This is a genomic window from Streptomyces sp. NPDC103540 (genome assembly GCF_055584445.1).
Map to the genome: position 1 here is coordinate 25,112 of NZ_JBVJMA010000007.1, position 25,105 is coordinate 50,216.

At 74.4% G+C, this 25,105-nt stretch carries 26 protein-coding genes; 13 read left to right on the forward strand and 13 right to left on the reverse strand.

Features of this window, described 5'->3' with window-relative positions; all coding sequences use genetic code 11:
* The first annotated feature begins 27 nt into the window (after positions 1–27).
* The 3 genes from ACZ6ZI_RS18000 to ACZ6ZI_RS18010 all read left to right on the forward strand — a co-directional run bounded on the left by ACZ6ZI_RS18000 (position 28) and on the right by ACZ6ZI_RS18010 (position 2,362).
* A complete protein-coding gene (locus ACZ6ZI_RS18000) occupies positions 28–816 on the forward strand; it encodes a LamB/YcsF family protein (RefSeq protein ID WP_469521737.1) in 789 nt (262 codons plus the stop codon).
* Between the two features lie 65 nt (positions 817–881).
* On the forward strand, positions 882–1,499 hold the full coding sequence (locus ACZ6ZI_RS18005; protein WP_469522424.1) for a 5-oxoprolinase subunit B family protein: 618 nt from the start codon (positions 882–884) through the stop codon (positions 1,497–1,499).
* A complete protein-coding gene (locus ACZ6ZI_RS18010) occupies positions 1,496–2,362 on the forward strand; it encodes a 5-oxoprolinase subunit C family protein (RefSeq protein ID WP_469521740.1) in 867 nt (288 codons plus the stop codon). The genes ACZ6ZI_RS18005 and ACZ6ZI_RS18010 overlap by 4 nt, the downstream gene beginning before the upstream one ends.
* Positions 2,363–2,464: 102 nt before the next feature.
* Here the strand turns inward: ACZ6ZI_RS18010 and ACZ6ZI_RS18015 are convergent, their stop codons facing one another.
* Both ACZ6ZI_RS18015 and ACZ6ZI_RS18020 read right to left on the reverse strand, forming a co-directional pair.
* Positions 2,465–3,862 (reverse strand): HEAT repeat domain-containing protein, encoded by a 1,398-nt coding sequence (locus ACZ6ZI_RS18015; RefSeq protein ID WP_469521743.1) that lies wholly within the window; start codon positions 3,860–3,862, stop codon positions 2,465–2,467.
* 344 nt (positions 3,863–4,206) lie between these two features.
* A complete protein-coding gene (locus ACZ6ZI_RS18020; RefSeq protein ID WP_363056042.1) occupies positions 4,207–4,626 on the reverse strand; it encodes an ankyrin repeat domain-containing protein in 420 nt (139 codons plus the stop codon).
* 346 nt (positions 4,627–4,972) lie between these two features.
* On the opposite strand from ACZ6ZI_RS18020, the gene ACZ6ZI_RS18025 reads away from it, so the two are divergent.
* Both ACZ6ZI_RS18025 and ACZ6ZI_RS18030 read left to right on the forward strand, forming a co-directional pair.
* Entirely contained in the window at positions 4,973–5,167 is a 195-nt protein-coding gene (locus ACZ6ZI_RS18025) for a hypothetical protein (protein ID WP_007262923.1), read from the forward strand.
* An 84-nt stretch (positions 5,168–5,251) separates the two neighbouring features.
* Entirely contained in the window at positions 5,252–6,904 is a 1,653-nt protein-coding gene (locus tag ACZ6ZI_RS18030) for a hypothetical protein (RefSeq protein WP_469521748.1), read from the forward strand.
* A gap of 9 nt (positions 6,905–6,913) precedes the next feature.
* Here ACZ6ZI_RS18030 and ACZ6ZI_RS18035 read toward each other — a convergent pair whose 3' ends face one another.
* Positions 6,914–8,416 (reverse strand): SCO1417 family PLP biosynthesis transcription factor, encoded by a 1,503-nt coding sequence (locus ACZ6ZI_RS18035; RefSeq protein ID WP_469521751.1) that lies wholly within the window; start codon positions 8,414–8,416, stop codon positions 6,914–6,916.
* Positions 8,417–8,786: 370 nt separating this feature from the next.
* Between ACZ6ZI_RS18035 and ACZ6ZI_RS18040 the strand changes: the two genes are divergently transcribed.
* The 3 genes from ACZ6ZI_RS18040 (at position 8,787) to ACZ6ZI_RS18050 (ending at position 11,699) form a co-directional block, all read left to right on the forward strand.
* Positions 8,787–9,557, forward strand: coding sequence for a glycerophosphodiester phosphodiesterase (locus tag ACZ6ZI_RS18040; protein WP_469521754.1), 771 nt, complete (start codon positions 8,787–8,789; stop codon positions 9,555–9,557).
* A 67-nt stretch (positions 9,558–9,624) separates the two neighbouring features.
* Positions 9,625–10,998: an MFS transporter gene (locus ACZ6ZI_RS18045; RefSeq protein ID WP_469521758.1), complete on the forward strand. Its 1,374-nt coding sequence runs from the start codon at positions 9,625–9,627 to the stop codon at positions 10,996–10,998.
* 326 nt (positions 10,999–11,324) lie between these two features.
* A complete protein-coding gene (locus tag ACZ6ZI_RS18050) occupies positions 11,325–11,699 on the forward strand; it encodes an RNA polymerase-binding protein RbpA (RefSeq protein ID WP_007262928.1) in 375 nt (124 codons plus the stop codon).
* Between the two features lie 123 nt (positions 11,700–11,822).
* Here ACZ6ZI_RS18050 and fxsA read toward each other — a convergent pair whose 3' ends face one another.
* The 4 genes from fxsA to ACZ6ZI_RS18070 form a co-directional block, all read right to left on the reverse strand.
* Positions 11,823–12,416: an FxsA family membrane protein gene (gene fxsA, locus ACZ6ZI_RS18055; RefSeq protein WP_363056047.1), complete on the reverse strand. Its 594-nt coding sequence runs from the start codon at positions 12,414–12,416 to the stop codon at positions 11,823–11,825.
* Between the two features lie 140 nt (positions 12,417–12,556).
* Positions 12,557–13,324, reverse strand: coding sequence for a polyprenol monophosphomannose synthase (locus ACZ6ZI_RS18060; RefSeq protein WP_363056048.1), 768 nt, complete (start codon positions 13,322–13,324; stop codon positions 12,557–12,559).
* A 343-nt stretch (positions 13,325–13,667) separates the two neighbouring features.
* Positions 13,668–15,305: an amidohydrolase gene (locus ACZ6ZI_RS18065; protein WP_469521762.1), complete on the reverse strand. Its 1,638-nt coding sequence runs from the start codon at positions 15,303–15,305 to the stop codon at positions 13,668–13,670.
* Positions 15,306–15,387: 82 nt separating this feature from the next.
* The gene (locus ACZ6ZI_RS18070) at positions 15,388–15,828 is read right to left on the reverse strand and encodes an Lrp/AsnC family transcriptional regulator (protein ID WP_030011705.1); all 441 of its coding nucleotides are present in this window, start codon (positions 15,826–15,828) and stop codon (positions 15,388–15,390) included.
* Between the two features lie 218 nt (positions 15,829–16,046).
* Here ACZ6ZI_RS18070 and ACZ6ZI_RS18075 point away from each other — a divergent pair, with 218 nt between their 5' ends.
* Positions 16,047–16,484 carry a hypothetical protein gene (locus ACZ6ZI_RS18075; protein ID WP_363056050.1) on the forward strand — a complete coding sequence of 146 codons (438 nt, stop codon included), beginning with the start codon at positions 16,047–16,049 and terminating at the stop codon, positions 16,482–16,484.
* Between the two features lie 43 nt (positions 16,485–16,527).
* Here ACZ6ZI_RS18075 and ACZ6ZI_RS18080 read toward each other — a convergent pair whose 3' ends face one another.
* Complete coding sequence (locus ACZ6ZI_RS18080) at positions 16,528–17,625, reverse strand: phosphotransferase family protein (protein WP_469521766.1); 1,098 nt, start codon at positions 17,623–17,625, stop codon at positions 16,528–16,530.
* Between the two features lie 135 nt (positions 17,626–17,760).
* Complete coding sequence (locus tag ACZ6ZI_RS18085) at positions 17,761–18,894, reverse strand: Rv3169 family protein (RefSeq protein WP_469521769.1); 1,134 nt, start codon at positions 18,892–18,894, stop codon at positions 17,761–17,763.
* Between the two features lie 297 nt (positions 18,895–19,191).
* Between ACZ6ZI_RS18085 and ACZ6ZI_RS18090 the strand changes: the two genes are divergently transcribed.
* Complete coding sequence (locus tag ACZ6ZI_RS18090; protein ID WP_363056053.1) at positions 19,192–19,458, forward strand: hypothetical protein; 267 nt, start codon at positions 19,192–19,194, stop codon at positions 19,456–19,458.
* A 61-nt stretch (positions 19,459–19,519) separates the two neighbouring features.
* Here ACZ6ZI_RS18090 and ACZ6ZI_RS18095 read toward each other — a convergent pair whose 3' ends face one another.
* Both ACZ6ZI_RS18095 and ACZ6ZI_RS18100 read right to left on the reverse strand, forming a co-directional pair.
* Entirely contained in the window at positions 19,520–20,692 is a 1,173-nt protein-coding gene (locus tag ACZ6ZI_RS18095; protein WP_469521772.1) for an acyl-CoA dehydrogenase, read from the reverse strand.
* 147 nt (positions 20,693–20,839) lie between these two features.
* Entirely contained in the window at positions 20,840–21,538 is a 699-nt protein-coding gene (locus tag ACZ6ZI_RS18100; RefSeq protein ID WP_363056055.1) for a TetR/AcrR family transcriptional regulator, read from the reverse strand.
* A gap of 124 nt (positions 21,539–21,662) precedes the next feature.
* Between ACZ6ZI_RS18100 and ACZ6ZI_RS18105 the strand changes: the two genes are divergently transcribed.
* Positions 21,663–22,316, forward strand: coding sequence for a DUF6230 family protein (locus ACZ6ZI_RS18105; RefSeq protein WP_363056056.1), 654 nt, complete (start codon positions 21,663–21,665; stop codon positions 22,314–22,316).
* Positions 22,307–23,347 (forward strand): DUF6114 domain-containing protein, encoded by a 1,041-nt coding sequence (locus tag ACZ6ZI_RS18110; RefSeq protein ID WP_469521776.1) that lies wholly within the window; start codon positions 22,307–22,309, stop codon positions 23,345–23,347. The genes ACZ6ZI_RS18105 and ACZ6ZI_RS18110 overlap by 10 nt, the downstream gene beginning before the upstream one ends.
* Positions 23,348–23,398: 51 nt before the next feature.
* Here the strand turns inward: ACZ6ZI_RS18110 and ACZ6ZI_RS18115 are convergent, their stop codons facing one another.
* Positions 23,399–23,551, reverse strand: coding sequence for an SCO1431 family membrane protein (locus tag ACZ6ZI_RS18115; RefSeq protein WP_469521780.1), 153 nt, complete (start codon positions 23,549–23,551; stop codon positions 23,399–23,401).
* Positions 23,552–23,736: 185 nt separating this feature from the next.
* Complete coding sequence (locus ACZ6ZI_RS18120) at positions 23,737–24,165, reverse strand: SPW repeat protein (RefSeq protein ID WP_469521782.1); 429 nt, start codon at positions 24,163–24,165, stop codon at positions 23,737–23,739.
* A gap of 274 nt (positions 24,166–24,439) precedes the next feature.
* On the opposite strand from ACZ6ZI_RS18120, the gene ACZ6ZI_RS18125 reads away from it, so the two are divergent.
* Positions 24,440–25,099, forward strand: a complete 660-nt coding sequence (locus tag ACZ6ZI_RS18125; RefSeq protein ID WP_363056060.1) for a DUF4360 domain-containing protein — start codon at positions 24,440–24,442, stop codon at positions 25,097–25,099.
* Positions 25,100–25,105 lie beyond the last annotated feature (6 nt).

Sequence of the window (25,105 nt, forward strand, 5' to 3'; positions counted from 1 at the left end):
TCCCGCGCCCTGCTCTACGCTCGCCGCATGGCTTCCATGATCACACCTTCCGCGGTCGCGATCGACCTCAACGCCGATCTGGGCGAGGGCTTCGGCCGGTGGACGCTGACGGACGACGAGGCCCTGCTGTCGGTCGTCACCAGCGCCAACGTGGCCTGCGGCTTCCACGCGGGCGATCCGTCGATCATGCGTCGGGTCTGCGAGCTGGCCGCCGGGCGGGGGGTGCGGATCGGGGCGCAGGTCTCCTACCGCGACCTGGCGGGCTTCGGGCGCCGGGCGATGGACGTGCCGGCCGGTGAGCTGGCGGACGAGGTGGCCTACCAGATCGGGGCCCTGGAGGTGTTCGCGCGGGCGGCGGGCTCGCGGGTGTCCTACGTGAAACCGCACGGAGCGCTCTACAACCGCACGGTCCACGACGCGGCCCAGGCGGGCGCGGTGGTGGCCGGCATCCGGCTCGCGGCCGGGGAGCGCGGGCTGCCGGTGCTCGGCCTGCCCGGGTCGCTGCTGCTGGAGGCCGTCGCCGGGGCCGGGTGGGAGCCGGTCGCGGAGGCCTTCGCGGACCGGGCCTACACGCCCGCCGGCACGCTCGTCCCGCGCGGGGAGCCGGGGGCCGTGGTGCACGACCCGGACGAGGTGGTCGCGCGGGCGCTGTCCATGGCCGCCGGGCGGACGGTGACGGCGGCCGACGGGAGCCGGATCCCCGTCGCGGCGCGCTCGCTGTGCCTGCACGGGGACACCCCGGGGGCGGCGCCGCTGGCCCGCCGGGTCCGGGAGGCGCTCGGCGGGGCCGGGGTGCGGGTGGAGGCCTTCGCGTGAGCACGGTCGGGGACGCGGGCGCGGGTGACGGCCCGCGGGCACGGGGCGAGGGGACGGGGATGCGGATGCGCGTGTTGCCGGTGGGCACCGAGGGGCTGCTGATCGAGGTGGATTCGGCGGCGGAGGTGGCGGCCCTCCACGCCGAGCTGCTGCGCCTGCGCGACGCGGGCGAACTGGGCCGCGTACGGGAACTCGTCCCGGCCGCCCGGACCGTGCTGCTGGACGGCGTACGGGAGCCGGAGGCGCTGGCGGCCCGGATCCGGCACCGGCGGGTGCCGGCGCTGCCGGAGACCGAGGGGCCGCTCGTCACCGTCCCCGTGCGCTACGACGGACCCGACCTGGAGGACGTCGCCCGCGCGTGGGGGGTCGCCGCGCCGGAGGTGGCGGACCTGATCGGCGACGTCGTCTTCCGGGTGGCGTTCTGCGGGTTCGCCCCCGGCTTCGGCTACCTGACGGGACTCCCCGAACGCCTGCGCCTGCCCCGCCGCGCCACGCCCCGGACGGCCGTGCCGGCGGGCTCGCTGGCCCTGGCCGGGGAGTACGCCGGGGTCTACCCCCGCTCCTCCCCCGGCGGCTGGCAGCTCGTCGGCACCACCGACGCCGTGCTGTGGGACCCGGCGCGGGAGCCGGCCGCCCTGTTCGCGCCCGGGGTACGGGTGCGGTTCACGCGGGTGGGACCGTGAGCGGGCTGCTGGTGGTGCGCCCCGGGGCGCTGACCACCCTCCAGGACCCCGGCCGCCCCGGGTACGCGCACCTGGGCGTCCCCCGCTCCGGCGCCCTCGACACGGCCGCGCACGCGCTGGCCAACCGGCTCCTGGGCAATCCCGTCGGCGCCGCCACGCTGGAGACCACCCTGGACGGGGTGCGGCTGCGCGCGCCGGCCCCGGTGACGGTGGCGGTGACGGGCGCACCCTGCCCGGTGCGGGTCGACGGGCGCCCGGTGGCCTGGGGCGCGCCGGTCCGGCTGGCGGCGGGGGCGGAGCTGGACGTGGGCCGGGCCGAGTCCGGGGTGCGGGCGTACGTGGCGGTGCGGGGCGGGTTCGCCGTGCCGCCGGTGCTGGGCAGCCGCGCGACGGACCTGCTCTCCGGGCTGGGGCCGCCGCCGCTCCGGGCGGGCACGGTGCTGCCGGTGGGCCCGCCCGGCCCCGACCCGGTCGCCGGCGCGGACACCTCGCGGCTGCCGGGGCCCCCGACGGAGCTGGTGCTCCCGCTGCGCCCGGGGCCGCGGGCCGACTGGTTCACGGGGGCTTCGCTCGCGCGGCTGCTGTCGGCGCGCTACCGGGTGGCGGCGGCGTCCAACCGCATCGGCCTGCGCACGGAGGCGGGCCCGCCGCTGGAGCGGGCCCGGGGCGGTGAGCTGCCGAGCGAGGGCATGGTCCTGGGCGCGGTGCAGGTCCCCCCGGACGGGTTGCCGGTGGTGTTCCTGGCGGACCACCCCGTGACGGGCGGCTACCCGGTGGTCGGCGTGGTCCCCCCGGGTCCGGCCCTGGACGCCGCCGCCCAGGCCCGCCCGGGCACCCCGGTCCGCTTCGTGCGCCGACGCTAGGGGGGCGGCTCGGTACGGGCCGTGGGGCCGGCGGGGGCGGGCGCGGTGGTCCCGCGCGGGGCGGGACCACCGGGGTGGAGGGCCGTGGCCCCGACCGGGGCGCTACACCGCCGACTCCGGGGTGATCCGGCTGCGGACCGCCGACTGGACGTCCTCCTCCTCCGCCGGGTCCGCCGCGAGGCGGCGCAGGCGCGGGGCGACGCGGGCGTCGGCCGTCTCGGCGTGGCGGGCGGCCACCTCGCGGGTGGTCTCCTCGCAGTCCCACAGGCATTCGACGGCGAAGCCGGCCGCGAAGGACGGATCGGTGGCGGCCAGGGCGCGGGCGACGCGGCCGCGCAGGTGCGAGGAGGACGTCTCGCGGTAGACGTGGCGCAGCACGGGTGCGGCGCAGCCGATGGAGAGCCGGCCCGCGCCGTCGACGAGGGCGAAGAGGCGCAGGCTGTCGGGGCCCGCGCCGCGCACGGTGGAGCGCAGGGCTCCCAGGACGAGCGCGGCGTCCTCGGCGTCGCCGCGTGCCGCCAGGAGGGCCGCGGCGGCCGCTCCGAGGGCGTCGGGGCGGTGGACCCACAGGCGGGCCCGTTCGACGGCGGCGGGGCCGCACATGCGCTCGTAGGCGGCGACGGCGGGCTCGTCCCCGGCGGCCTCGATGAGGTCGAGGACGGCCGGGTTGTCGGGCTCGGCGACGACCAGATGGTGCAGGGCGGTGGCGCGGGCGGCCTCGCCGCGGGCGCCCGCGGCGGCCGCGAGGACGGCGGGGCGGTCCTCGGGGGCGGCGACGGCGGCGAGGCAGCGCGCGGCGGGCACGTGCAGCGGGGTGCCGCGGCGCAGGCCGTCGGCGGCCCAGTCGAAGACGGCCTGGACGCCCCAGCCGGGGCGGGGGCCGCTCGGGGTGAGCTGTCGCTGCCAGCGGTCGAAGGAGCCCTGCTGTCGGGCGGCGCGCAGGCGCTCGCCGTAGCGGGGCGACTGCTCCCACAGGGACCACGGCCGGGGCTCGTAGGCGTCGCGGATCGCGGCGGCCAGCCGCGCCTCGCCCTCCGCCGTGGCGGGGAAGCGGGCGAGGACGGGGGCTGCGAGGGAGCGCAGTCCCTCGTCGTCGTCGCGCAGCGCGAGCTCGTCGAGGGCCCAGGCCCAGTTGGCGCCGGAGGCGGCGTAGCGGCGCAGCAGCATGAGCGCGTCGTCACGGCCGTACGAGGCCAGGTGTCCCAGGACGGACAGGGCGAGACCCGTGCGGTGGTCCTCCTCGTCGACGAGGTCGTCGGCGCTGAAGAGGTGGCTCTCGATCTGGCCGAGGGGGCCGTCGAGGTCCAGGTAGAGACGGGCGTAGTACAGGGAGCGGTTCTCGACCTGCCAGTCCTGACGCGGGTCGCGGAGCACGCACTGGTCCAGGGCCTCCAGGGCCTGCGGCCGGGGGGCCGCGAGGGCGTGCAGCGTGCCGTCGCCGCGACCCCGCTGGAGGAGCCCGAGCAGGGTGCCGCTTGGCGCTATGACTGGTTCGAACATGGGAATGGCCTCATATCAAGCTGGGGACGCAACCGGGAATCGGAATTCACAGGGCCGCGTAACAGCATGTGAGGACGTTCGCCGTCGTGTTCCGCTCGATGTAGACCATTGCCTTCTCACTCTCGTCGGTGCTTCGCGGCCAGGGCGGCCGGTGTGGCGGGTGCGGGTGGGTGGACACCTGGTGTGTCCAGCCCGCTCCTGCCCGTCCGTCAAGTTCACGAATCGAATCCGACGCCATGATGACCCAGGCGGTTTGTGCGCCGCGACCACATTTAAGGCCGCCGTGACCAAGCCGTGAGCTCACGGGCCGGTCTTGGCCCGGTGTGGCCCGGGTCTGAAGCGGATTACTCGGCTCCGAAGAGTTCCAGCAGGTCGGCCTTGGCGAACATGCGGGCGGTGTCCACGGCGGAGGGGGTGCCGGCCGTCGGGTCGGCGCCGCCGGCGAGCAGGGCGCGGATGACCCCCTCCTGCCCCTTGAAGACGGCGCCGGCGAGCGGGGTCTGGCCCCGGTCGTTGGCGCGGTCGGCCTCGGCTCCGCGGGCGAGCAGGGCCGTGACGGTGGCCGCGTGGCCGTGGTAGGCGGCGAGCATGACGAGGGTGTCGCCGCGGTCGTTGGTGAGGTTCGCGGGGACGCCGGCGTCGAGGTAGGCGGTCAGCGTCTCGGTCTCGCCCTGTCGGGCGAGGTCGAAGATCTTGGTCGCCAGTTCGATGACGTCCTCGTCGGGGGCGTCGGGCGCTCCGGTGGCGTCCTGGTGCTCGGTCATCGGGCGTACCGCCTTTCACTCGCTGCGTGCCGGCAAGAGTTTCCCCAGGCCACGAGGGCGCGGGGGCGTACGGCGTCACGTCCGTACGGGTGAATCGCCAGGGTAGCGCCCGGTCGGCGGCGTGACGGGGGTGACCCGGAGCAAGGATGCCGGGCGCGGCCGGCGCGCCGGTCGGGCCCACACCCGGGGCGTCGGGCGCGCCAGTGGAACTGGGCCGGTCAAGTGAAAAACTTCGGGATTCACCCGTATGCACCTTTTATCGCATTGATACTTCCTGTGAGCCTGGAAGTACTGATGGTGACCGTCCCCACCCACCAGGAGCCACTACTCACCAGGAGAACGTCCCATGGTCCTGTCCATCTCAGGTGTCGTCCTGCTCGGCATCATCTGCTTCCTGTTCTTCAAGAAGGACGGGATGAAGCTGACGCACGCCTTCGTGTGCGCGTTGTTCGGCTTCTTCCTCGCCGGTTCCGCCATCGCCCCGAGCATCACCGCGAGTACGGCGAGCCTCGCGAGCCTCCTCGGCGGGATCAAGCTCTAGCGGCCCGGCCGCCCGTCCGGGCACCCGAGCCCGTCCGGGCATCCGACCCCACCGTCCGCACCACCACAACTCCAGGAGACGACCGTGGCCCGGCGCCCCCTCCCCCGCATCCTCAGCAGCGGCACCGCGTCGCTCACCCGGGGCCGCGACCTCGCTCGCACGGCCGCCGACAACGCCACGGACGTCCTCCATCCGCTGCTGGTCATCGGACGCGGACTGCGCGTCCTGGCCGGCACGGGGCGGCGCAGATGGGCACAGACGCCCAAGGACAAGCGCGGCCCCGCGCTCTTCCTCGGCGCCGCCTGCGCCCTGGCCGTCGGGCTCGTGCCCTACGGCCCCCTGATCGCCCTGATCACCCTCATGGCGGCGGCGGCCTGGCACGGCCGCGACCGCACCCCGGTGAAGACCGGGCCGGGCGACGCCGAGACCGAGCGGCTCGGGTCCCTCTACGAGGCGCTCGTGCCGTACTTCTCCATCCCCGAGGACCCGAACCCGCTCTTCGCGCACGGCGGGGACTGGGAACAGGCCTTCGGCGACTACGCCTTCGACGAGGCGGGCCGCGTCACCCGGCTGCGCATCCGCTACCCGGCGTACTTCACCGACGGCGAGGCGGGCTCGCGGGCCCGCATCGAGGCCCTGCTGCACGCCAAGTCGGGGCGCGGCCGCGAGTACCTCTTCGAGTGGGACGAGGAGGGCAACCAGCTCGACCTGCGCGTCCTCGCGGCGCTGCCCACCGGGGTCGGCGCGCAGCCGTTCGTCACCTCGCCGGGCGAGAGCGTCCTCGGGTTCACCGACGCCACGGGCGTGCGGCGGACCCTGCCGGTCGCGGAGGGGGACGAGCGGCGCGACATGCCGCCGGTGATCTGGCGCACCGGGCCCCGTTCCACCGAACCGCACCTGCTGGCCGTGGGGCAGCCCGGCGGCGGCACCTCCACCCTGCTGCGCTCCCTCGCCCTCCAGGCGCTCGGGCAGGGCGGCGACGTGTTGATCGTCGAGGGCGGGTCGAGCGGCGAGTACGCCTGCCTGACCGGCCGCGCCGGGGTGCTCGCCGTCGAGTGCGGGACCGTCGGCGCGCAGGCGACGCTGGAGTGGGCGGCGCGCGAGACCGAACGGCGGCTGATCGCCACCCACCGGGCGCGCGAGGCCGGCCGGCCCGCCCCGGAGGACACCAGGCGCCCGCTGTGGCTGCTGCTGGACCGGGCCGGGGTCCTCGCGCACCTGGCGGCGTCGGAGGGCCGGCCCGACCCGCTGGAGCGCCTCCAGGTGCCGTTGCGGCACGGCCGGGCGGCGTCGGTCACGGTGGTGGTGGCCGAGCAGTTCGACCACCTGGAGCTGCTGCACGACGCCGTCTGGCAGCACACGCGCGCCCGCGTCGTGCTCGGGCAGGCCTCCGCCGGGCAGATCACCGACGTGCTGGGGCTGCCCCCGCACACCACCCCGCCCGTGCAGCCGGCACCGGGGCGCGGCTACGCCCGGCTCGGCACCGGCCCCGTCCACCGGCTCCAGGTGCCGGCGACCCCGGACCCGTACGACGACGGCGCCCACCCGGACCACCGCCAGGCGGTGCTGGACCTGCTGCCCGAACGGCAGGCCCCCACCCCGGACGACGACGCGGGCCGTGCGGTCCCGGACCGGCCCTACCAGGTGCTCCGGGCCCGGCACGTGGCCGCGCCCGCCGGCCGGGTCCCCGAGCCGGACACCGCGCAGACGCCGGAGGTCGCGGCGGAGGCCCCGTAGGTCGTCGACCTACGCCACGAAGGTGCGGGGCGGCTCCGCCCCGCCGCCGCCCGCGCCGGTGGACACCAGCCGGGCCGCCGCCGCCAGTCGGGCCGCGGCCTCCTCGGCCACCGGCCCGCCGACGGTGAACGGCAGCCGCACGTACCCCTCGAAGGCGCCGTCCACCCCGAACCGGGGCCCCGAGGGGACGCGGACGCCGACCCGCTCCCCCACCTCGGCGAGCCGGGACCCGGACAGTCCGCCCGCCCGGGCCCACAGGGTGAGCCCGCCGAGCGGGACCTCGAACCCCCAGTCCGGCAGCTCCCGGCGCACCGCCGCGACCAGGGCGTCGCGGTTCTCCCGGGCCTGCTCGCGGCGGATCCCGACGGCCTCCTGCCAGCCCCCGCTGCGCATCAGCCAGTTCACCGCGAGCTGTTCGAGGACGGGGGTGCCGAGGTCGGCGTAGGCGCGGGCGGCGACGAGGCTGCGGATGACGTCGGGGGCGGCGCGGACCCAGCCGATCCGCATGCCGGCCCAGAAGGCCTTGCTGGCGGAGCCGACGGTGATCACGGTGGAACCGGCCGGGTCGAAGGAGCAGACGGGGCGGGGCATGACGAGGTCGGGATCGAGCTGGAGCTCGGCCATGGTCTCGTCGGCGATCAGCACGGTGCCGGCGGAGCGGGCGGCCTCGACCATGGCCCGGCGCTGGTCCTCGGAGGCGAGGGCGCCGGTGGGGTTGTGGAAGTCGGCGACGACGTAGGCCAGGCGGGGCGCGGCGTCGCGCAGGACCTGGCGCCACACGTCCATGTCCCAGCCCTCCAGGCCCTCCCCCATGGCCACGGGGACGAGGCGGACCCCGGCGGCGCGCATCAGCTGGAGGATGTTGGCGTAGGAGGGGGATTCGACGGCGATCCGCTCGCCCCGGCCGGCGAAGAGGCTGCAGATGGCGTCTATGGCGCCCATGGCACCGGTGGTGACCATGATCTGTTCGGGCATGGTCGGGATGCCGCGCTCGGTGTAGCGGTCGGCGAGCATGCGGCGCAGTGCGGGCAGGCCGGCCGGGTAGTCGCCGTGGGTGTGCGCGTAGGGCGGCAGTTCCTCCAGGGCGCCCTGGACGGCCTTGGTGAGCCAGGGTTCGGGGGCCGGGAGGGCGGCGCAGCCGAGGTCGATCATCGAGCCGAGGGATTCCGGCGGCAGGGGTTCCAGCCCGCGGGCCGGGAGCGGGTTGCCGGCCGGTACGGAGGTCCAGCTGCCGGCGCCCCGGCGCGATTCGAGGAAGCCCTCGCCGCGCAGGGCCTCGTAGGCGGCGGCGACGGTGGTGCGGCTGAGGGAGAGCGCCACGGCGAGTTCGCGTTCGGCGGGCAGGCGGGCGGCGACGGGGACGCGGCCTTCGAGGACGAGCAGGCGGATGCCGTCGGCGAGGGTGCGGTAGGCGGGGGGCTTGCGGGTGCCGGGCGCTCCGGGCCGTTCCTGCTGCGAGGTGATCAGGCGGGCGAGCTGCGCGGCACCCACCGCCGAGGTCCACTGAGCCATGACGTCCGGTCCACCTTCGTCGGATTGGCCTCGGCCGGGGACTCCGGGCCGGTATTGGATTGGCTTCGCGGGCCCAGGGTGTCACGGTGGGGTCCACGGGGCCAGGGCGGGGGTGTCGGGGCGCAGGAGGCGCGGGCGCGGCGCGACCGGCGGGACGCGGCACGGCCGGCGGGACGCGCGGTACGACCGGCGGGGTCGCGGGCACCCCCGGACCCACAGGCGGCTCGGGGCCCACAAGCCACTCGTGGGCTCGGGGGCTCGGGCCGCCCGAAGCCCCCACGTGCCGCCGGCGGCCGCCCGGGCACACGCGTTCACCCGGCGGTCATGTGGGCGCTCACGTCCCACCCGGTCCAGGGGGCATACTGCCGCCGTGACACACGTACGCCTTCGCCACCCGTATCTGGACCACCCGGCCCCGATCCCCTTCGCCCACCGGGGCGGGGCCGCGGACGGGCTGGAGAACACCTCCGCCGCCTTCCGCCGGGCGGCCGACGCCGGGTACCGCTACTTCGAGACCGACGTGCACGCGACGGCCGACGGGAAGCTGGTCGCCTTCCACGACGCGACCCTGGACCGGGTGACGGACGGGGCGGGCCGGATCCGCGAGCTGCCCTGGAGCCGGGTGCGCGAGGTGCGGGTGGGCGGGACGGAGCCGCTGCCGCTCTTCGAGGAGCTGCTGGAGGAGTTCCCCGAGGCCCGCTGGAACGTCGACGTCAAGGACGAGTCGGCCCTGTACCCGCTGGTGAACCTGATCGCGCGGGCCGGGGTCTGGGACCGGGTCTGCGTGGGCTCCTTCTCGGAGGGCCGGGTGGCGCGGGCGCAGCGGATCGCCGGACCGCGCCTGGCGACCTCGTACGGGGTGCGCGGGGTGGTCGGGCTGCGGCTGCGTTCGTACGCGATCCCGGCGGCGCTGCGCGTCGGCGCGGTGGCGGCGCAGGTGCCGGAGACGCAGGCGGGGATCCGGGTGGTCGACCGGCGCTTCGTACGCACCGCGCACGAGCGGGGACTCCAGGTGCACGTCTGGACCGTGAACGAACCGGAACGCATGGAATCGCTGCTCGACCTGGGGGTCGATGGCATCATGACCGACCGGATCGACATCCTGCGCTCGGTCCTGGACCGGCGCGGCGCCTGGGCCTGACGGCCCGCGGGCGGCCGTGCCCGGTGCCGGGGCCGGGGCGGTTACGGGGACCAGCGAGGGGGCGCTCGTGAGTGAGCGGACGGAAACAGAGGCGGAATCCGGGGCGGGGGACGGCGCGGCCGCCGCCGCGCGCCGGCGCGAACAGCACGGCTGGTACTTCTACGACTTCGCGTGCTCGGTGTACTCGACGAGCGTGCTGACGGTGTTCCTCGGCCCGTACCTGACGGCGATCGCCAAGGCCGCCGCCGACGCCGAGGGCTACGTCCACCCGCTGGGCATCCCGGTGCGGGCCGGGTCCTTCTTCGCCTACTCGGTGTCGGTCTCGGTGATCGTGGCCGTACTGATCATGCCGCTGGCCGGGGCGGCGGCCGACCGGACGGGACGCAAGAAGCCGCTGCTGGCGGTCGCGGCCTACACCGGCGCGGCGGCGACGGCCGGCATGTTCTTCCTGGACGGCGACCGTTACCTGCTGGGCGGGCTGCTGCTGATCGTGGCGAACGCCTCGCTCGCGGTCTCGATGGTGCTCTACAACGCCTACCTGCCGCAGATCTCCACGCCCGACGAGCGGGACACGGTCTCCTCACGGGGGTGGGCCTTCGGCTACACCTCCGGCGCCCTGGTGCTGGTGCTGAACCTGGTGCTCTTCCAGGGCCACGAGTCGTTCGGCCTCTCGGAGGGGACGGCGGTGCGGATCTGCCTGGCCTCGGCCGGACTGTGGTGGGGCGCGTTCACCCTCGTCCCGCTGCGCCGCCTGCGCGACCGGGCGGTGGTGCGGGGGGAGGCGAACGGGGCTCCGCCCGTCAGCGGCTGGCGGCAGCTGATCGCGACGCTGAAGGACATGCGGCGCTATCCGCTCACCCTGTCGTTCCTGCTGGCGTACCTGATCTACAACGACGGCGTCCAGACCGTGATCTCGCAGGCCTCGGTCTACGGCTCCGAGGAGCTGGAGCTGGAGCAGTCCACCCTGATCGTGGCGGTGCTGCTGGTGCAGGTCCTCGCGGTCGCGGGGGCCCTGACGATGGGCCGTCTGGCCCGCTCGTACGGGGCGAAGCGCACGATCCTCGGATCCCTCGCCGCGTGGACGCTGACGCTGGGCGCGGGCTACTTCCTGCCGGCCCGGACCCCGATGTGGTTCTTCGCGCTGGCGGCGATGATCGGGCTCGTCCTGGGCGGCAGCCAGGCGCTGTCGCGGTCCCTGTTCTCGCACCTGGTGCCGGCGGGCAAGGAGGCCGAGTACTTCTCCGCGTACGAGATGAGCGACCGGGGATTGAGCTGGGTGGGGCCGCTGGTGTTCGGCCTGACCTACCAGATGACGGGCAGCTACCGGGACGCGATCATCTCGCTGGTGGTCTTCTTCGCACTGGGTTTCGTGCTCCTCGCCCGGGTGCCGGTGCGGCGCGCGGTGGAGGCGGCGGGCAATCCTGTTCCCGAGCGCGTCTGAACGGCGCGCCCGAGGCAGGTCCGGCCGGCCCGTCCGAACCGGACCCGCGAACGAATTCCGAACGAATTTCGACGTTGAAGCGAAGGGCCGGTAGTGTACGCCTTTGGCCTGCCAGGCGGACCGTTACTGCGCGGTGAAGATGCATGGACGTTGGGTGACATCTGCTGCCAGATGTGACAAAACGGGCACTGGTGGGTACAACAAGGGGCGGTACGACGGGCGACGCATGACCCGGAGCGGGAATCTATACCGCCGACCGGACGTTGACCGGATGACGACGACAGCGACACCTGTCCTGTGGGCGACAAGCCCGGGAGGCACGATTCATGAGTGAGCGAGCTCTCCGCGGTACGCGGCTCGTGGTTACCAGCTACGAGACGGACCGCGGCATCGATCTGGCCCCGCGCCAGGCGGTGGAGTACGCATGCCAGAACGGACATCGATTTGAGATGCCGTTCTCGGTTGAGGCAGAGATTCCGCCGGAGTGGGAGTGCAAGGCGTGCGGCGCCATGGCACTCCTGGTGGACGGGGACGGGCCCGAAGAGAAGAAGGGCAAGCCCGCGCGAACGCACTGGGACATGCTCATGGAGCGGCGTACCCGCGAGGAGCTGGAGGAGGTGCTGGCCGAGAGGCTGGCCGTCCTGCGTTCCGGCGCCATGAACATCGCCGTGCATCCGCGCGACAGCCGCAAGTCCGCCTAGCGAGCGGACGCGAGAAAAGCCGAGGGGCCCCGCCACAGTGATGTGGCGGGGCCCCTCGGCTTCTTCGCGTGGCCACGGGGACGTACGCGGGGCGCCCCGAAGGAGCGGCCCCGCGCGTCCGTCCTAGGGGGTCAGCGGCGGGCGGTGGCCGATGTCCGGGTCCGAGGGGCCGGCGGGACGGTCCTCCCTGATCACCTCGCCCGGAACCACCTTGCCGTCGGGGAAGTGGATCCGCGCCTGCGTGTAGGCGTCACCGAGGCCACCGGGGGCGGAGGCCTTCATCCGGCGCTCCAGGACGCGCTCGGCACGGCGGCCCACGAAGGCCCGCACGGGCGGGAGCAGCAACAGGAGACCGGCCGCGTCGGAGATCAGCCCGGGCATGATCAGCAACAGGCCGGCCAGCATCGTCGTGGCGTTGCCCGAGCCCTTGGGGGTCTGCGGGGTGGGCGCCTGTCCGGCCATGGCCTGCGCCTGGGCCTGCTGGAAGCTCTCGGTCAGGTTCTTGAACGCGCGGCGGCCCGCCCGCTTGATCACCACGACGCCGAGCACCAGGCCGGCGGCGAGCAACGCCGCGACGGTGACCCCGCCCGCGGCGTCCGCGACGAGGCCGAGCAGCCAGATCTCCAGGATCAGCCAGGCGGCGACCGCCAGGGGGATGAAGGTACGGGCGGGCGAGCGCCGCCGGGGGGCCGTCGAAGGGGGAACGCCGGTCTGCATACCACCCAGTGTGCCCGGTTCGGCGTAAGAGCGACCTCAGCCGCAGGTACCGGCCGTCCCCTAGGGGCTGTCGTCGCACTCCTTTCGTCGCCGGCGGGGCGGGCGGGAGTTCGACGACAGGCCCTGGGGTGCCCCGGCGGTCAGGCCGGACGCTTGCCGGTGATCTTGGCCGTGCGCTCGCGCAGCCCCCACTGGGTGACCCGCCACAGGGCCTCGACCACGATGTCCTTGCTCATCTTGCTGTCGCCGAGCTCGCGCTCGACGAAGGTGATGGGCACCTCGACGACGCGGAAGCCCTTGCGGACCGCCCGGCGGGCCAGGTCGACCTGGAAGCAGTAGCCCGCCGAGGCGACCTCGTCCAGGCCCAGCCCTTCGAGGGTCTCGCGGCGGAAGGCGCGGTAGCCGCCGGTCACGTCGCGGATCGGGACGTCCAGCATCAGGCGGGAGTAGGTGGAGCCGCCGCGCGAGAGGAACTCCCGGCTCTTGGGCCAGTTGACGACCCGGCCGCCCGGCACCCAGCGGGAGCCCAGGACGAGGTCGGCGCCGCCGAGCGCGGTCAGCAGCCGGGGCAGCTCCTCCGGCTGGTGGGAGCCGTCGGCGTCCATCTCGACCAGGACGCCGTAGCCGTGCTCCAGACCCCAGGCGAAGCCCGCGAGGTAGGCGGCGCCGAGCCCTTCCTTGCCCTTGCGGTGCAGGACGTGGACGTGGTCGTCACCGGCGGCGAGTTCGTCCGCGAGCTTGCCGGTGCCGTCGGGGCTGTTGTCGTCGGCGACCAGGACGTGCGCCTCGGGCACGGCCGCCCGCACCCGGCCGACGATCAGGCCGATGTTCTCCGCCTCGTTGTACGTCGGAATGATCACCAGGGTGGTTCCGAGCGGTCCGCTGGTCCGCTGTCCGCCGTCGCTCACTGGGTGGTCCCCTCGCAGGTCTCTCGCCGGGCCCGCCTCGTACGTCCCGTCACAGCGGGACGATTTTAGAACAGCGATCGGGGCCGACGGTCCTTCGGGCCGGACCGGCCCCCGCCGGCTGCGGGCGACCGGCACCGTTGTCTACTGGACCGCGGGCCCCGATCCGTGGCCACCCTCCCCCGGGCTCACCCGGAACACGGGGTCTGCCATCCGGCGAAACCTTCCCTCGCCCCCGAGGCGCGGGCGCGGTGAGCGGATGGATCCGTCCGGTACGGACGTCCGTGGTGGACCGGGCCGAACCTATCCGGGTCGGGTCGCCCGCACCGAACGGACGGCCGGCGCGTCACCCCTGTGGCCGTACGAATACCTCCCGGCCGGCGACGACGGTCGCCAGGCACACCGGGAGCTCCCCGCCGGGGGTCAGGTCGGGCAGTCCCGGGGTACCGGAGCGGGGGTCGGTGGACCAGCGGGCCACCCGGTCGTCGGGGGCCTGGACGACCAGCTCCTCGGTCCGCCAGACCGCGTAGTCGGCGGGGGCGCCCGGGACGAGCACGCCCGCGTCGTCGCGGCCCAGCGCCCGCCAGCCCCCGCGCGTGTGGGCGGTGAAGGCGGCCCGTACGGAGATCCGGTGCTCGGGCGTCCGGTGGAAGGCGGCCGCCCGCACGGTGCCCCACGGGTCGAGGGGGGTGACGGGCGCGTCGGAGCCGAAGGCCAGCGGGACGCCGCCCTTCAGCAGGGCGGCGTACGGGTTCAGGGTGCGGGCGCGCTCCGCGCCCAGCCGGTCGGCGTACATGCCGTCGGGCCCGCCCCAGGCCGCGTCGAAGGCGGGCTGTACCGAGGCCGTCAGGCCCAGCTCCGCGAAGGCGGCGATGGTCGCCGGGGTCATCATCTCCGCGTGCTCGACGCGGTGGCGGGCGGCCCGGACCCGGGCGAGACCCACCCGGTCGGCCGCGGCGCGCACCCCCTCCACGACGGAGGCGATCGCCGCGTCGCCGATGGCGTGGAACCCGGCCTGGAGGCCCGCCTCGGTGCAGGCGGCGACGTGCTCGGCGACCGCGCCGGCGTCCAGGTAGGCGGTGCCGGTGTGGTCGGCGTCTGCGTACGGGCCGTGCAGGCAGGCGGTGTGGGAGCCGAGGGCGCCGTCCACGAACAGGTCGCCGGCGGCGCCGACCGCGCCGAGTTCCCGGGCCAGGGTCAGGTCCCGGTCGGCCCAGTAGCCGAAGACGCGGGGGCCGGGCCGGCCGGCGGCGAGCTCCAGCAGGCCGGCGAAGTCCTCGGCGGAGGAGATGTCCGGTCCGCCGCACTCGTGGACCGAGCCGATCCCGAGGGAGGCCGCCCGGTCCAGGGCGGCCGACTGGGCCTCGGCGCGCTGGGCGGGGGTGACCGCGCCGAGCGCGGCCCGGCGTACGGCGTGGTGGTCGTCGCGGGTCAGCGGCCGGTCGCCGGCGGGGCGCACCCCCGGGACGAGGTCGAGCAGGGCGGTGGTCACGACCGCCGAGTGGACGTCGATCCGGCTGAGGTAGAGGGGGCGGCCTCCGGTGGCCCGGTCGAGCTCCTCGCGGCGGGGCGCGCGCCGCTCGGGCCAGCGCGCCGCGTCCCAGCCGTGCCCGAGGAGCACCCGGTCACCGGGGCGGGCCTCGGCGTGGGCGCGTACGCGTTCCAGCGCCTCGGACAGGGAGCGGGCCCCGGTGAGGTCCAGGCCGGTGAGGGCGAGGCCGGTGGAGGTGGTGTGGACGTGGGCGTCGGTGAAGGCGGGCGTGACGAGCGCCCCTTCGAGGTCGACGACCTCGTCCACGCCCTGCGCGAAGGCGTCGGCGGCGCCCTCGGAACCCACCCAGGCGACGTGGCCGCGCTCGACGACCATCGCGGTGGCGAAGGGGTCGGCGGGGCTGTGCACCTCACCGCCGCGCAGGAGGACGGTACGGGTGGCGGGGGCGGGGGCTCCGGCGGCGTCGGCGGAGGTGGCGGTGCGGTCGGTCATGGGGACCAGTCTCGCCCCTGCGCCGGCGGCGGTTGTCCCGGGGGCGGCCCGGGCCGTCCGTGCCGGCCGCGCCGGGTGCCGCTCAGACGCGGGGCGGGCGGGCCTCGTAGGGGGTCGAGAGGACCACGGTCGTGCGGGTGGAGACGTGGGCCAGGGCGCGCAGGCGGCCGAGGAGGTCCTCCAGCTCCAGGGGGGTCGCGACGCGGACCTTCAGGATGTAGTTCTCGTCGCCGGCGACGCTGTGGCAGGCCTCGATCTCGGGTACGCCGGCCAACCGGTCGGCGATGTCGTCCGGGGCGCTGGGGTCGAAGGGTTTGACCGAGATGAAGGCGGTCAGGGGCAACCCGACGGCCTCGGGGTCGACCACGGCCGCGTAGCCGCGGATCACCCCGCGTTGCTCCAGTCGCCGTACTCTCTGGTGAACCGCCGACGTGGACAGTCCTGTGGCCTTGCCCAGGTCGGTGTAGCTCATCCGGCCGTCCCGCACCAGCAGATCCACGATCTGGCGGTCCAGCTCCTCCATTGCGCTCATAGCCGCTCAACCTATTGCCCAAGGCCGCTCCAGGCACAGCGGTGTCCACGCAGAAACGGCACCTGCGGCGGGCATGTGACGAAGGCCACAGAGATGTACGGGCGTATACCCCGCTCTTGTGGTTACTCGTGCCGCGCGACGGGAAGTGCTTGCTGTGGCCGTGGCCGAAGAACCTTGCCCGCCCGGCCCACCCAAGGGGGAGTACATCCATGCTGAACACCAAGCGCGCCGGTCGCACCGAACCGGAGCCCCTGGAACCTCTCGACGAGTACGCGGACGACGGGGAGTACCTCGATCAGGCCGACGGCTTCGAGGTACACCACGCGATCTGCCCCGACTGCGGACAGTCGATCGCCCTCGTCGCGGACGAGGAGCACCTGCCGCAGCACGCGCTCTGCCTGACCCCGTGGAACCCGTTCGGGCTCACGGTCTGCGCGGGCACGGGCCGGCCGGTTTCCGACGGTCTGCCGTCGGTGGGCGTGCTCGCGCCGGAGTCGCGGGAGCACGCCGTCGTGCACCTCACCCTGCCGCAGGGCCTGGACTGGCGGACGCAGCCCTTCTCGCACGTGGGCGGTCCGGGCTCGCGGCCCGTGCTGCCGGCGGCGGCCCCCGAGCCGCGGATGAGCCGGCACGCGCAGGCCGCCTGATCGGCCGCGGGCGGGCACCCGGCGGCGCGACCGGCCGGCGGGTCTACCAGTAGGTGCCCTGCACCATGCCGTCCAGGGCGGCGTGGTGCAGGATCAGGGCGTCCGGGTCGGCCGGCACCTCGACCTCCCCGAAGTACGCCTGCCGGTAGGCGATGCGCAGCATCACGATGCCGTGCCGCAGGGCGGCGTAGAGCGTGTGGAACTCCATGTCGCGCGGGGTGTGCCCGGTGAGTTCGGCGTAGCGGCGCTCGATGTCCTCGCGGCGCAGGAAGTCCGGCAGGCCCACCTGGCCGAAGCCGACGGTCAGGTCCTGGAAGAAGCGGTGGAGGTAGACCGTCCAGCCGAGGTCGACCTCCCGCGGTGCGCAGGCGGCCATCTCCCAGTCGAGGACCGCGACCGGGTCGAAGCCGTCGGGGCGGTAGACGACGTTGCCGATGCGGGCGTCGCCCCAGTTCAGGACGGGCTCGCCCTCGTCGACGGGCCAGAGTTCCTCCAGTCGGTCGAAGGCCCGCTCCAGGAGCGGTGAGCGGGCGAGTCCGTCGACGACCCAGGCGTAGTAGGCGCGCTGGGCCTCGACGTGCCGGCGCAGCGGGCTGCCGGGGCCGTCGGGGAGGAGGAAGCGGGCCTCCCGTGCGGGGAACTGGTCGTGGAGCCGGGCCAGGAGGGAGACGCTGGCCTCCTGGAGGTGCGCGCGTTCCGCGTCGCTCGCGGCGTGCAACCAGTTGCCCTCGTAGGTGTAGGGCATGACGTCGGGCGGTACGCGGCCCTCGGCGCGGGCCATCACGAAGAAGGGCGCCCCGAGCGGCGCCGGGTCCTCCTCCAGCCAGAGCACGCGCGGGACGGGCAGGTCGGTGTGTGCGGCGACCAGGCTCATCACGCGGTGCTGGCGGGCCATGTCGTAGCGGGGGAAGACGGTGTACGCGGCCGGGTCCGCGGCGAGGCGCAGGGCGCAGCCGCGGACGGGGGCGTCGGGGTGCTCGACGTCGAAGAGCAGCGTCTCGCTGGACATGCCGTTGGAGGCGGGCACGGCGGTGCCCACGACCTTCGCGCCGGGCAGTTCGGTGTCGAGCCAGGCGGCGAGGCGGCGGCCGAGCTCCTCGGGTTCGCGGGTGGAGGTGCGGGGACGTGGTGCCGTGGCCATGGTGGAGCCCCTTTCCTGTGGACCTGCGCGGGGTGGACCTGGGGTGGTGCGACGACGTACGCGGCGGCGGGACCTGGGGTCTGTCGTCGAACTCCTGTCGTCGCCGCGGGGCAGGCGGGAGTTCGACGACCGGCCCTAGGGGGCGACGGAGCCGTAGTCGGCGAATCCGCTGGGGTCGTGGCGGCCGAAGCTGCCGTGCTCGAAAATGCCGTGGCCGACGCGGCCGTCGAGGGTGAAGCGGGCGGCGTGGTCGGTGACGCCGAAGGCCGCCGCGGGGTGGGCGGCGGGGTCGGACAGGTCGTAGGAGCGGCGGTCGATCCAGCCGCGGCCCTGCCAGGTGCCGTGTTGCCAGTCGCCCGCGGGCGGATAGCCGGCGCCGATGGCGAGGGGGGAGGAGGCGAGGATCTCCACACCGAGTTCGAGGGGCTTGCGGGAGGGATCGGTGAGGTGGACCACTGCGCTCAGCGGGTGGCGGGTGCCGGGGCGGTATCGGATCTCGGTGTGCGGCCAGCCGAGTTGGACGTCGTGGCGGCCCGCACCCTCGGGGAAGACCTGGACGGCCTCGTTCAGGGTGCGGTGGCCGTCGGCGTCCTCCTGGGCGATGACCATCAGGAAGCGGTCCTCGAAGCGGACGGGTATCCAGAGCCAGTGGAAGCCCTCGGGGCGGTGTTCCTCGGCGGCCCGGCCGCCCTCCTCCCCCGGGAGCGGGCGCACGCCCCAGCTGCGGTCCCGGGTGCCGGTCCACTCCCCCGCGGTGAGGGCGAACGTCTGACCCCGGGCCCGGATCGTGCCGCTGACGTGGCCCGCCTGGACGAAGCGGCGGCCTTCCAGCATGAGGCGGTCGCCGCGGCGCTGGACGTGGTGGGGCTCCCAGACGGCGGGGAAGTCGGCGGTCCAGGTGATCTCGTACGCGAGTCCGTCGGGGTCGGCGGGGTCGGGCTCGCAGTGGAGGGTGATCCGCTTGAGGGGTTCGTCGACGGTGATGCGCAGCGGGCCGACGGACAGGTTCATCCGGTCGTCGGTGAGGGCGTCGGAGGCGCGGACGGCGAGGAGTTCGTCACCGAGGCGCAGGGTGGCGTAGGCGTCGATCACCCCGGCGTTGGGGTAGACGCCGAGGCCGAGGACGAGGAGGGCGCGGCCGGCGTGGTCGAAGACGTGGAAGATGCACCGGTCGTAGGCGTTGCGGTCCCCCGTGACCAGGTGCTTCATCGACAACGGGGCCTGGTGGACGGGGTATTCGTCGAGGGGTACGGGGCGGTCCGCGGGCATGGCAAACCTCCGGGTTGCGGGGTGGGCTGCGGCTCGGCGGATATGACGGTACGTCAGATCGGCGGCGCGGTGCCAGAGTCATGGCACACCTTGACAACCGGGCAGGGCGTGCCTGACACCCCGGCGCGGGGCCGGGGGCCGGGGCCGGGGCGCGCGGGGCCGGGGCCGACGGGCGAGGGCGCGGTCCGGGCGGCGGGAGGGGCGCCGGGCGGGCCGGTGGGCCGGTGGGGAAGGGTCGAACGGATGGGCGCGCGGGAGGAGCGGTTACCCGCGCGCCGGCTCCCGCGTTGGCCGTGCATGACCACGCTCGACACGTCCACGTTGAGGATGGGGCGCCGACGCCGCCCCGCACCGGCCGCGTACGAAGCACACGGGTACGGGGCTCCGAGGTCCGAAGAATCGGTTCCGCGACGGCTGCCCGATCCGCCGATCTACGGGGCCCTCCTGGACCGCTGGGCCGCCGACGGCCGGACCCTGCCGGGGCGGCGCGACCCCGAGTGGGTCCGGGTCGCCTCCTCCCCGATCTGGCCGACCGGCCCCCTCTTCGGCTCCACCGGCCCCTGAGCCGCGCGACCCGGGCGCGCCTCGGGGCGCATCGGCGCGACTCAGCACGCCTCGGGACGTCTCAGCGCGTCTCGGGACCGGCCAGGTGGCGGGCGATGACCATGCGCTGGATCTGGTTGGTGCCCTCCACGATCTGGAGCACCTTGGCCTCGCGCATCAGCCGCTCCACGGGGAAGTCCGCCGTGTAGCCGTAGCCGCCGAGGATCTGCACGGCGTCCGTGGTGACGGCCATCGCCGCGTCGGTACAGAACAGCTTGGCCATCGCGGCCTGCCGGGAGAACGGCTTGCCCGCGTCGCGCAGGCGCGCCGCGGCGAGGTACAGGGCGCGACCGGCCTCGATCTTGGTGGCCATGTCGGCGAGCATGAACCGCAGGCCCTGGAAGTCCGCGATCGGGTGCCCGAACTGCTTGCGGCCGAGGGCGTACTCGACGGCCTCGTCCAGGGCGGCCTGGGCGACGCCGATGGCGCAGGCCGCGATGCCGAGGCGGCCCGCGTCGAGGGCGGCGAGGGCGATGGTGAAACCCTGCCCCTCCTCGCCGATGCGCCGGGCGTCGGGGACGCGTACGCCGTCGAAGTGCAGCTGGGCCGTGGGCGAGCCCTTCATGCCCATCTTCTTCTCGGGGACGGCCGCGGTCAGGCCGGGGGCGTCGCCGGGGACGAGGAAGGCGGTGATGCCCTTGGCGCCGGGGGCGCCGGTGCGGGCGAGGACCGTGTAGAAGTCGGCGACGCCGCCGTGGGTGATCCAGGCCTTGGTCCCGGTGATCACCCAGTCGTCGCCGTCGCGCACCGCCTTGGTGGTGAGCGAGGCGGCGTCCGAACCGGCGGCCGGTTCGGACAGGCAGTAGGCGCCGAGGAGCCCGCCGCCGAGCATGTCGGGCAGGTGGGCGGAGCGCTGCTCCTTGGTGCCGTACCCGGCCAGGCCGTGGCAGGCCAGGGAGTGGACGCTGACGCCGAGGCCGACGGTCAGGCGGGCGGCCGCGAGCTCCTCCAGGACCTGGAGGTAGACCTCGTAGGGCTGGTCGCCGCCGCCGAACTCGCCGCCGTAGGGGAGGCCGAGCAGGCCGGCCTCGGAGAGCAGGGTGAAGACCTCGCGGGGGAAGCGGCCGGTCTCCTCCTCCTCGGCGGCCCGGGGGCGGATCTCCCGCTGGGCGATCTCGCGTACGAGCGCGAGGAGGTCCCGGGACTCCTCGGTGGGCAGCTGACGTTCCACCGGCTGCGGGGCGCGGTCTGTCATGGCGGCGCTCTCCTCCCTCGTCGGGCACGGCGGCGACGCGTGAGGTGTGGTACGCGCCGCCGGGTCTCGGTGCTCTCACAGCCGATGCTGCCCTCCCGGATCACGGAAGGGCTCGAACAGCGGCTGCGGCGGGTCGAGTATGCCCGATCAGGCGCTTTCCGTCACCGGTAGTCGAACCTGATGATCGTCCGGGACGATCGCGGACTCCTCGAGTGTGGGCGGAGCGGGACATTCCGCTACGAACTCCTCGATCACGCCCAGAGTGGCCCGCAGCTGCCGCACCAGAAGGGCCCCCACCTCGGCCCGTCCGGGACGGTCCGCCGCCTCCGCGGAGCCGATCCAGTCGAGGGTGACGCCCTCCACCGCGCAGAGCCAGCCGACCAGGGCGAGCCGGGCCAGCGCGGGGATCGCGCGGCGCCCGTAGGCCCCTTCGGCGATCGCGCCGACCAACTCCTCGCGCACCGCGTCGCGGATCGCGAGGACCTCGGCGTCGGATCCGACGCCGCCGGTGACGATGGTGCGGTAGGCGGCCTGGTGGTGCTCGGCGTAGTGGAGGTAGCCGTCGATCGTGCGGCGCACCCGCTCGACGTTCGGCAGGTCCGGCTCCCCGCCGGCGCGGGCGACCAGTTCGGCGACCGAGTCCTCGACGATGGCGAGGTAATAGCCGCGCTTGCTCTTGAAGTAGTAGTAGATGAGCCCCTTGGCCACCCCGGCGTGGGACGCGATGTCGTCCACGGAGAGGGCGTCGTACGAGGTGTCGGCGAACAACTTCCGGCCGATGGCTATGAGTTCGGCCCTGCGTACCTGCGAACGCCCGGTCGTTCCACGCTGTTGACTATTATTCAAATCCGGCCCTAGCCTCGAACTGCCACAGGATGCCCGCAGTATCGCAGACCTGTGTGCCGAGCTCGCTTCGCGCTACTCCTCCGCGCATCCCCCGCGCACCGGACGACGTACGGGAGGCACCACCATGGGCCAGGGCACCGGCAGGGACACCGGCGAGGGCCGGGGCACGAAGGACGGAAGGGCGGCCCCCGAGGGGCGGGTCCGCTGGAGGAGGGCGGCCGTCGCGGCGGTGCCCGCGGTCGCGGCGGTCGGCGTACTGGCCGTGGTCATGGCGCAGGGCGCGCTCGCCGCGTCCTTCGCCGTCTCGGGGACGAACTTCCAGGTCTCCTCCTCGAAACTGACCAGCAAGGGGCTCGCCTCCTACGTGCACACCGACCGCTCCGTCGACGGCAAGGGGCATCCCGTCGCCCTCCTCGGCATCGGCGAGGCCACGCTCAGCGACATCTGCCAGGCGGCGGAGGTGGACACCCCGCTGGGCAAGGTGGTGTTCAAGCTGACGGCGGGCGGACCGGCCGGCGCGGTGACCGCGAGCAACCTCGTCATCGACGGCGAGGACCTCGACGGCGACGCGACCTTCGGCACCGCGCAGATCGGCCGGGACGCCTCCACCCTCGACCAGGTCGACGGGATCAGGGGCGAACCGGGGAAGTTCGGTCTCCAGGCCGGGAACATCGAGGTCGTCGGCGTGAAATCGCACGCCTGGTCCGCGACCGGCGGGAACTTCCGCCTCAAGGGCATGCGGCTCAGCGTCGGCCTGGACGGGCGCACGTGCTTCTAGGACCGCCCGCGGGGCGGCCCCGGGGCGGACGCCGGGAACGACTGCGGAGGTGGCGGCGCACCCGGCCCTTCTGGGGCGGGCTGCTGCTCGTGCTGGGCGGGGCCGAGTTGCTGCTGGTCCCGCTCTCCCCGCTGACCGTGCTGGTCAGCCTCGGCCTGGGCGGGATCGCGGCCATCGGGATCGGCGCCGCGCTGATCGTGGCGGGGGCGTTCCTCTGGTTCCTGCCGCAGGCGCGGGCGTACGTGTCGGTGCACGCGATGCTGCTGTCGGTGCTGTCGTTCGTGGCGACCAACCTGGGCGGGTTCCTGGTGGGCGCGCTGCTCGGGATCGCGGGCGGCGCCCTGGCCTTCGGCTGGACCCCGCTGTCGGACGCGGAGGGTGCGGCGGAAGCGGAGGGTGCGGACACCGCCGGGGAAGGGGCGGACACCGCCGGGGAGGGGGCGGCGGAGACGGAGGCCGGGAAGGAGAGGGCGCGGGGCGAGCCGGCCGGTCGCGGGCCGCACGCCCTGGCCGTCGCACTGCCCGTGGTGCTGCTGGCGGCGCTGGTCGGCGGCGCGCCACCGGCCCGGGCCGACCCGGGTCCACCCGCGGGGGCGTCCGCGGCGTCCGCGTTCGCGCCGGGGTTCCCGGCCGCGCGCACTCCCCCGACGGTCACCACGTCGCTGTTCGCCCCGCAGGGCTTCACGCTCGCCGGAATCGGCCAGGTCCCGACCGTCGACGGGCCGCGCAGGGTGTTGGTGCTGAGGATGGCGGCGGCGTCCCTGCGGGACTACCGGCTGCGCACGCGTGACGGTGGACGGGAGTACGGGTTGAGCGCCCGCTCCCTCGACCTGCGCGGCGACGTGACCCTGTACCTGACCCGGTTCAGCGGGTGCATCGAGGGGCTGCTGTGCGTCACCTTCAGCCCGGACGGCCTGCCGGCTCCGCCGGTGATCCCGCCGTTCGTCTTCATGACGCGGGTCAGCGCCGAGCAGGCGCTCGTCACCTCGGACGTGATCGTCACCGACGGGCTGCGACTGGAGGCCTCGTGAGCCCGTCCGCGGTCGACCGCGTACGGCGGCGACCTGCGGGGACGGGGCGGGTCAGATCCAGCCGAGCCGTGTGACGAGCATCGCGAGGACGACCACGAGGGTCCAGCCGAGGACGTGCTCCAACCAGGAGGAACCCTCCTTGGGACCCCCGGTGCCGACGAGGCTGCGGGCGCGGGCGGTGAGGGCGGCGGTGTGTGTGGTCATGCCGTCCAATGTGCCGGCGTTCGTGGCTTTCGTGTAGAGACGACCGTCACGGGTGGCGAGCGTCACGTCCCCGGCGCCCGGACGCGCCGGGGCCCCTGCGCCTCCCGCGTCGGGGAGGCGTCGGGGCCCGTGGTGCCGGGCGCCCCCGCGCCCGGCGGTACGTCGTCGCCCGACCGGCGGACCGGTCAGGTGGCGCGGCGCTCGCGTCCGGCCATGGCCGCCATGGCCAGGCCGAGGCACAGGGCGACCGCGCCGGTGATGACGTTGCTGACGACACTGCGCGTGGTGTCCATCTCACCGGCGATGACCCAGGGGGCGACGATGGTCCACGCGCCGATCGCGACAGCCGTCCAGGCCATCGCGTGGGTGCGCTCGTACGCCGACCCCAGGCCGCCCATGCACAGGCAGAAGGCCAGGCCGGCGATGAGGTTGTTGACGGCCAGCGGACCCAGCACGCTGAAGCCCGCGATCCACGGCGAGACGGCCAGGTACAGGCCGGTGATCAGGCCCAACGCCTCCACCGTCTGCGCGGCGGGAGTGCTGGTCACGCGCTCGAACCGGGTGCGCATCTCGGCGAGGTCCGGGTGGTGTTCGATGCTCGGATGGGTGGTCATGGTGGGCTGCCTCCTGTGAGAAGCCTTACATGCCCTTTATGCCCATATTTCATCCTTCAATCCGTCCGGGGTCACGGCATTTTCCCGATCTCCCCGGGCCGGTCCGACCGTCCGATGGTGCGACGGTCCGTCCGTACGACGTTCCGCGGAATCGGCCGGCCGGGCGCAGTGTCCCGACCCCGGCGACCGGCACAGCCGCGCCTGCGGAACGGGCCGCGGGGGGTGTGGAACGGTGTCGAGCCGATCAGGCAGTGCACCGATCGGAAGGACCCCCATGTTCAGAACGGTCTTCGTCGCCGGAGCCGGCGCCGTACTCGCCGCGGCCACCCTCAGCCCGTCCGCCGGCGCCGCGCCCGGCTCCCCGTCGGCCGCGCCGCCGGAGAAGATCACCATCGACGTGGCCCAGGTCAACGGCTCGGGCTGCCGCCCGGGCAGCGCCTCGGTCGCCGTCTCCGAGGACAACACCGCCTTCACGGTGACCTACAGCGAGTACCTGGCGAAGGTCGGCAAGGACACCGCGGGAACGGACTTCCGCAAGAACTGTCAGCTCGGCCTGCGCATGAACGTCCCGCAGGGCTACACGTTCGCCGTCACCCAGGCCGACTACCGGGGCTTCGCCAGCCTGGAGAACGGCGCGAGCGCGGAGCACAAGGCCTCGTACTACTTCCAGGGCATGACGCAGACCTCGGCCCGCAGCCACACCCTGTACGGCCCGTACCAGAACAACTGGCTGGTCTCCGACAGCGTGCCGGTCGAGGCCCTCGTCTACCACCCGTGCGGGGCGAAGCGGAACCTCAACATCAACACGGAGCTGCGCGTCAACGGCGGTTCGTCGGACACCGCCAACACCACGAGCTTCGTGACGGTGGACTCCACCGACGGCAGCATCAGCACCCTCTACCACTTCTCGTGGAAGACCTGCGCGAAGCGCTGAGCTGCC

Bases quoted from the DNA above. Each gene is read 5' to 3' on its own strand.
- ACZ6ZI_RS18090 (WP_363056053.1), top strand. From the start codon at position 19,192: ATGACCACGCTCGACACGTCCACGTTGAGGATGGGGCGCCGACGCCGC.
- ACZ6ZI_RS18020 (WP_363056042.1), bottom strand. From the start codon at position 4,626: ATGACCGAGCACCAGGACGCCACCGGAGCGCCCGACGCCCCCGACGAG.
- ACZ6ZI_RS18115 (WP_469521780.1), bottom strand. From the start codon at position 23,551: ATGACCACACACACCGCCGCCCTCACCGCCCGCGCCCGCAGCCTCGTC.
- ACZ6ZI_RS18065 (WP_469521762.1), bottom strand. From the start codon at position 15,305: ATGACCGACCGCACCGCCACCTCCGCCGACGCCGCCGGAGCCCCCGCC.
- ACZ6ZI_RS18095 (WP_469521772.1), bottom strand. From the start codon at position 20,692: ATGACAGACCGCGCCCCGCAGCCGGTGGAACGTCAGCTGCCCACCGAG.
- ACZ6ZI_RS18050 (WP_007262928.1), top strand. From the start codon at position 11,325: ATGAGTGAGCGAGCTCTCCGCGGTACGCGGCTCGTGGTTACCAGCTAC.
- ACZ6ZI_RS18070 (WP_030011705.1), bottom strand. From the start codon at position 15,828: ATGGAGGAGCTGGACCGCCAGATCGTGGATCTGCTGGTGCGGGACGGC.
- fxsA (WP_363056047.1), bottom strand. From the start codon at position 12,416: ATGCAGACCGGCGTTCCCCCTTCGACGGCCCCCCGGCGGCGCTCGCCC.
- ACZ6ZI_RS18120 (WP_469521782.1), bottom strand. From the start codon at position 24,165: ATGACCACCCATCCGAGCATCGAACACCACCCGGACCTCGCCGAGATG.
- ACZ6ZI_RS18000 (WP_469521737.1), top strand. From the start codon at position 28: ATGGCTTCCATGATCACACCTTCCGCGGTCGCGATCGACCTCAACGCC.
- ACZ6ZI_RS18035 (WP_469521751.1), bottom strand. From the start codon at position 8,416: ATGGCTCAGTGGACCTCGGCGGTGGGTGCCGCGCAGCTCGCCCGCCTG.
- ACZ6ZI_RS18080 (WP_469521766.1), bottom strand. From the start codon at position 17,625: ATGGCCACGGCACCACGTCCCCGCACCTCCACCCGCGAACCCGAGGAG.
- ACZ6ZI_RS18125 (WP_363056060.1), top strand. From the start codon at position 24,440: ATGTTCAGAACGGTCTTCGTCGCCGGAGCCGGCGCCGTACTCGCCGCG.
- ACZ6ZI_RS18005 (WP_469522424.1), top strand. From the start codon at position 882: ATGCGCGTGTTGCCGGTGGGCACCGAGGGGCTGCTGATCGAGGTGGAT.
- ACZ6ZI_RS18105 (WP_363056056.1), top strand. From the start codon at position 21,663: ATGGGCCAGGGCACCGGCAGGGACACCGGCGAGGGCCGGGGCACGAAG.
- ACZ6ZI_RS18085 (WP_469521769.1), bottom strand. From the start codon at position 18,894: ATGCCCGCGGACCGCCCCGTACCCCTCGACGAATACCCCGTCCACCAG.
- ACZ6ZI_RS18015 (WP_469521743.1), bottom strand. From the start codon at position 3,862: ATGTTCGAACCAGTCATAGCGCCAAGCGGCACCCTGCTCGGGCTCCTC.
- ACZ6ZI_RS18025 (WP_007262923.1), top strand. From the start codon at position 4,973: ATGGTCCTGTCCATCTCAGGTGTCGTCCTGCTCGGCATCATCTGCTTC.
- ACZ6ZI_RS18075 (WP_363056050.1), top strand. From the start codon at position 16,047: ATGCTGAACACCAAGCGCGCCGGTCGCACCGAACCGGAGCCCCTGGAA.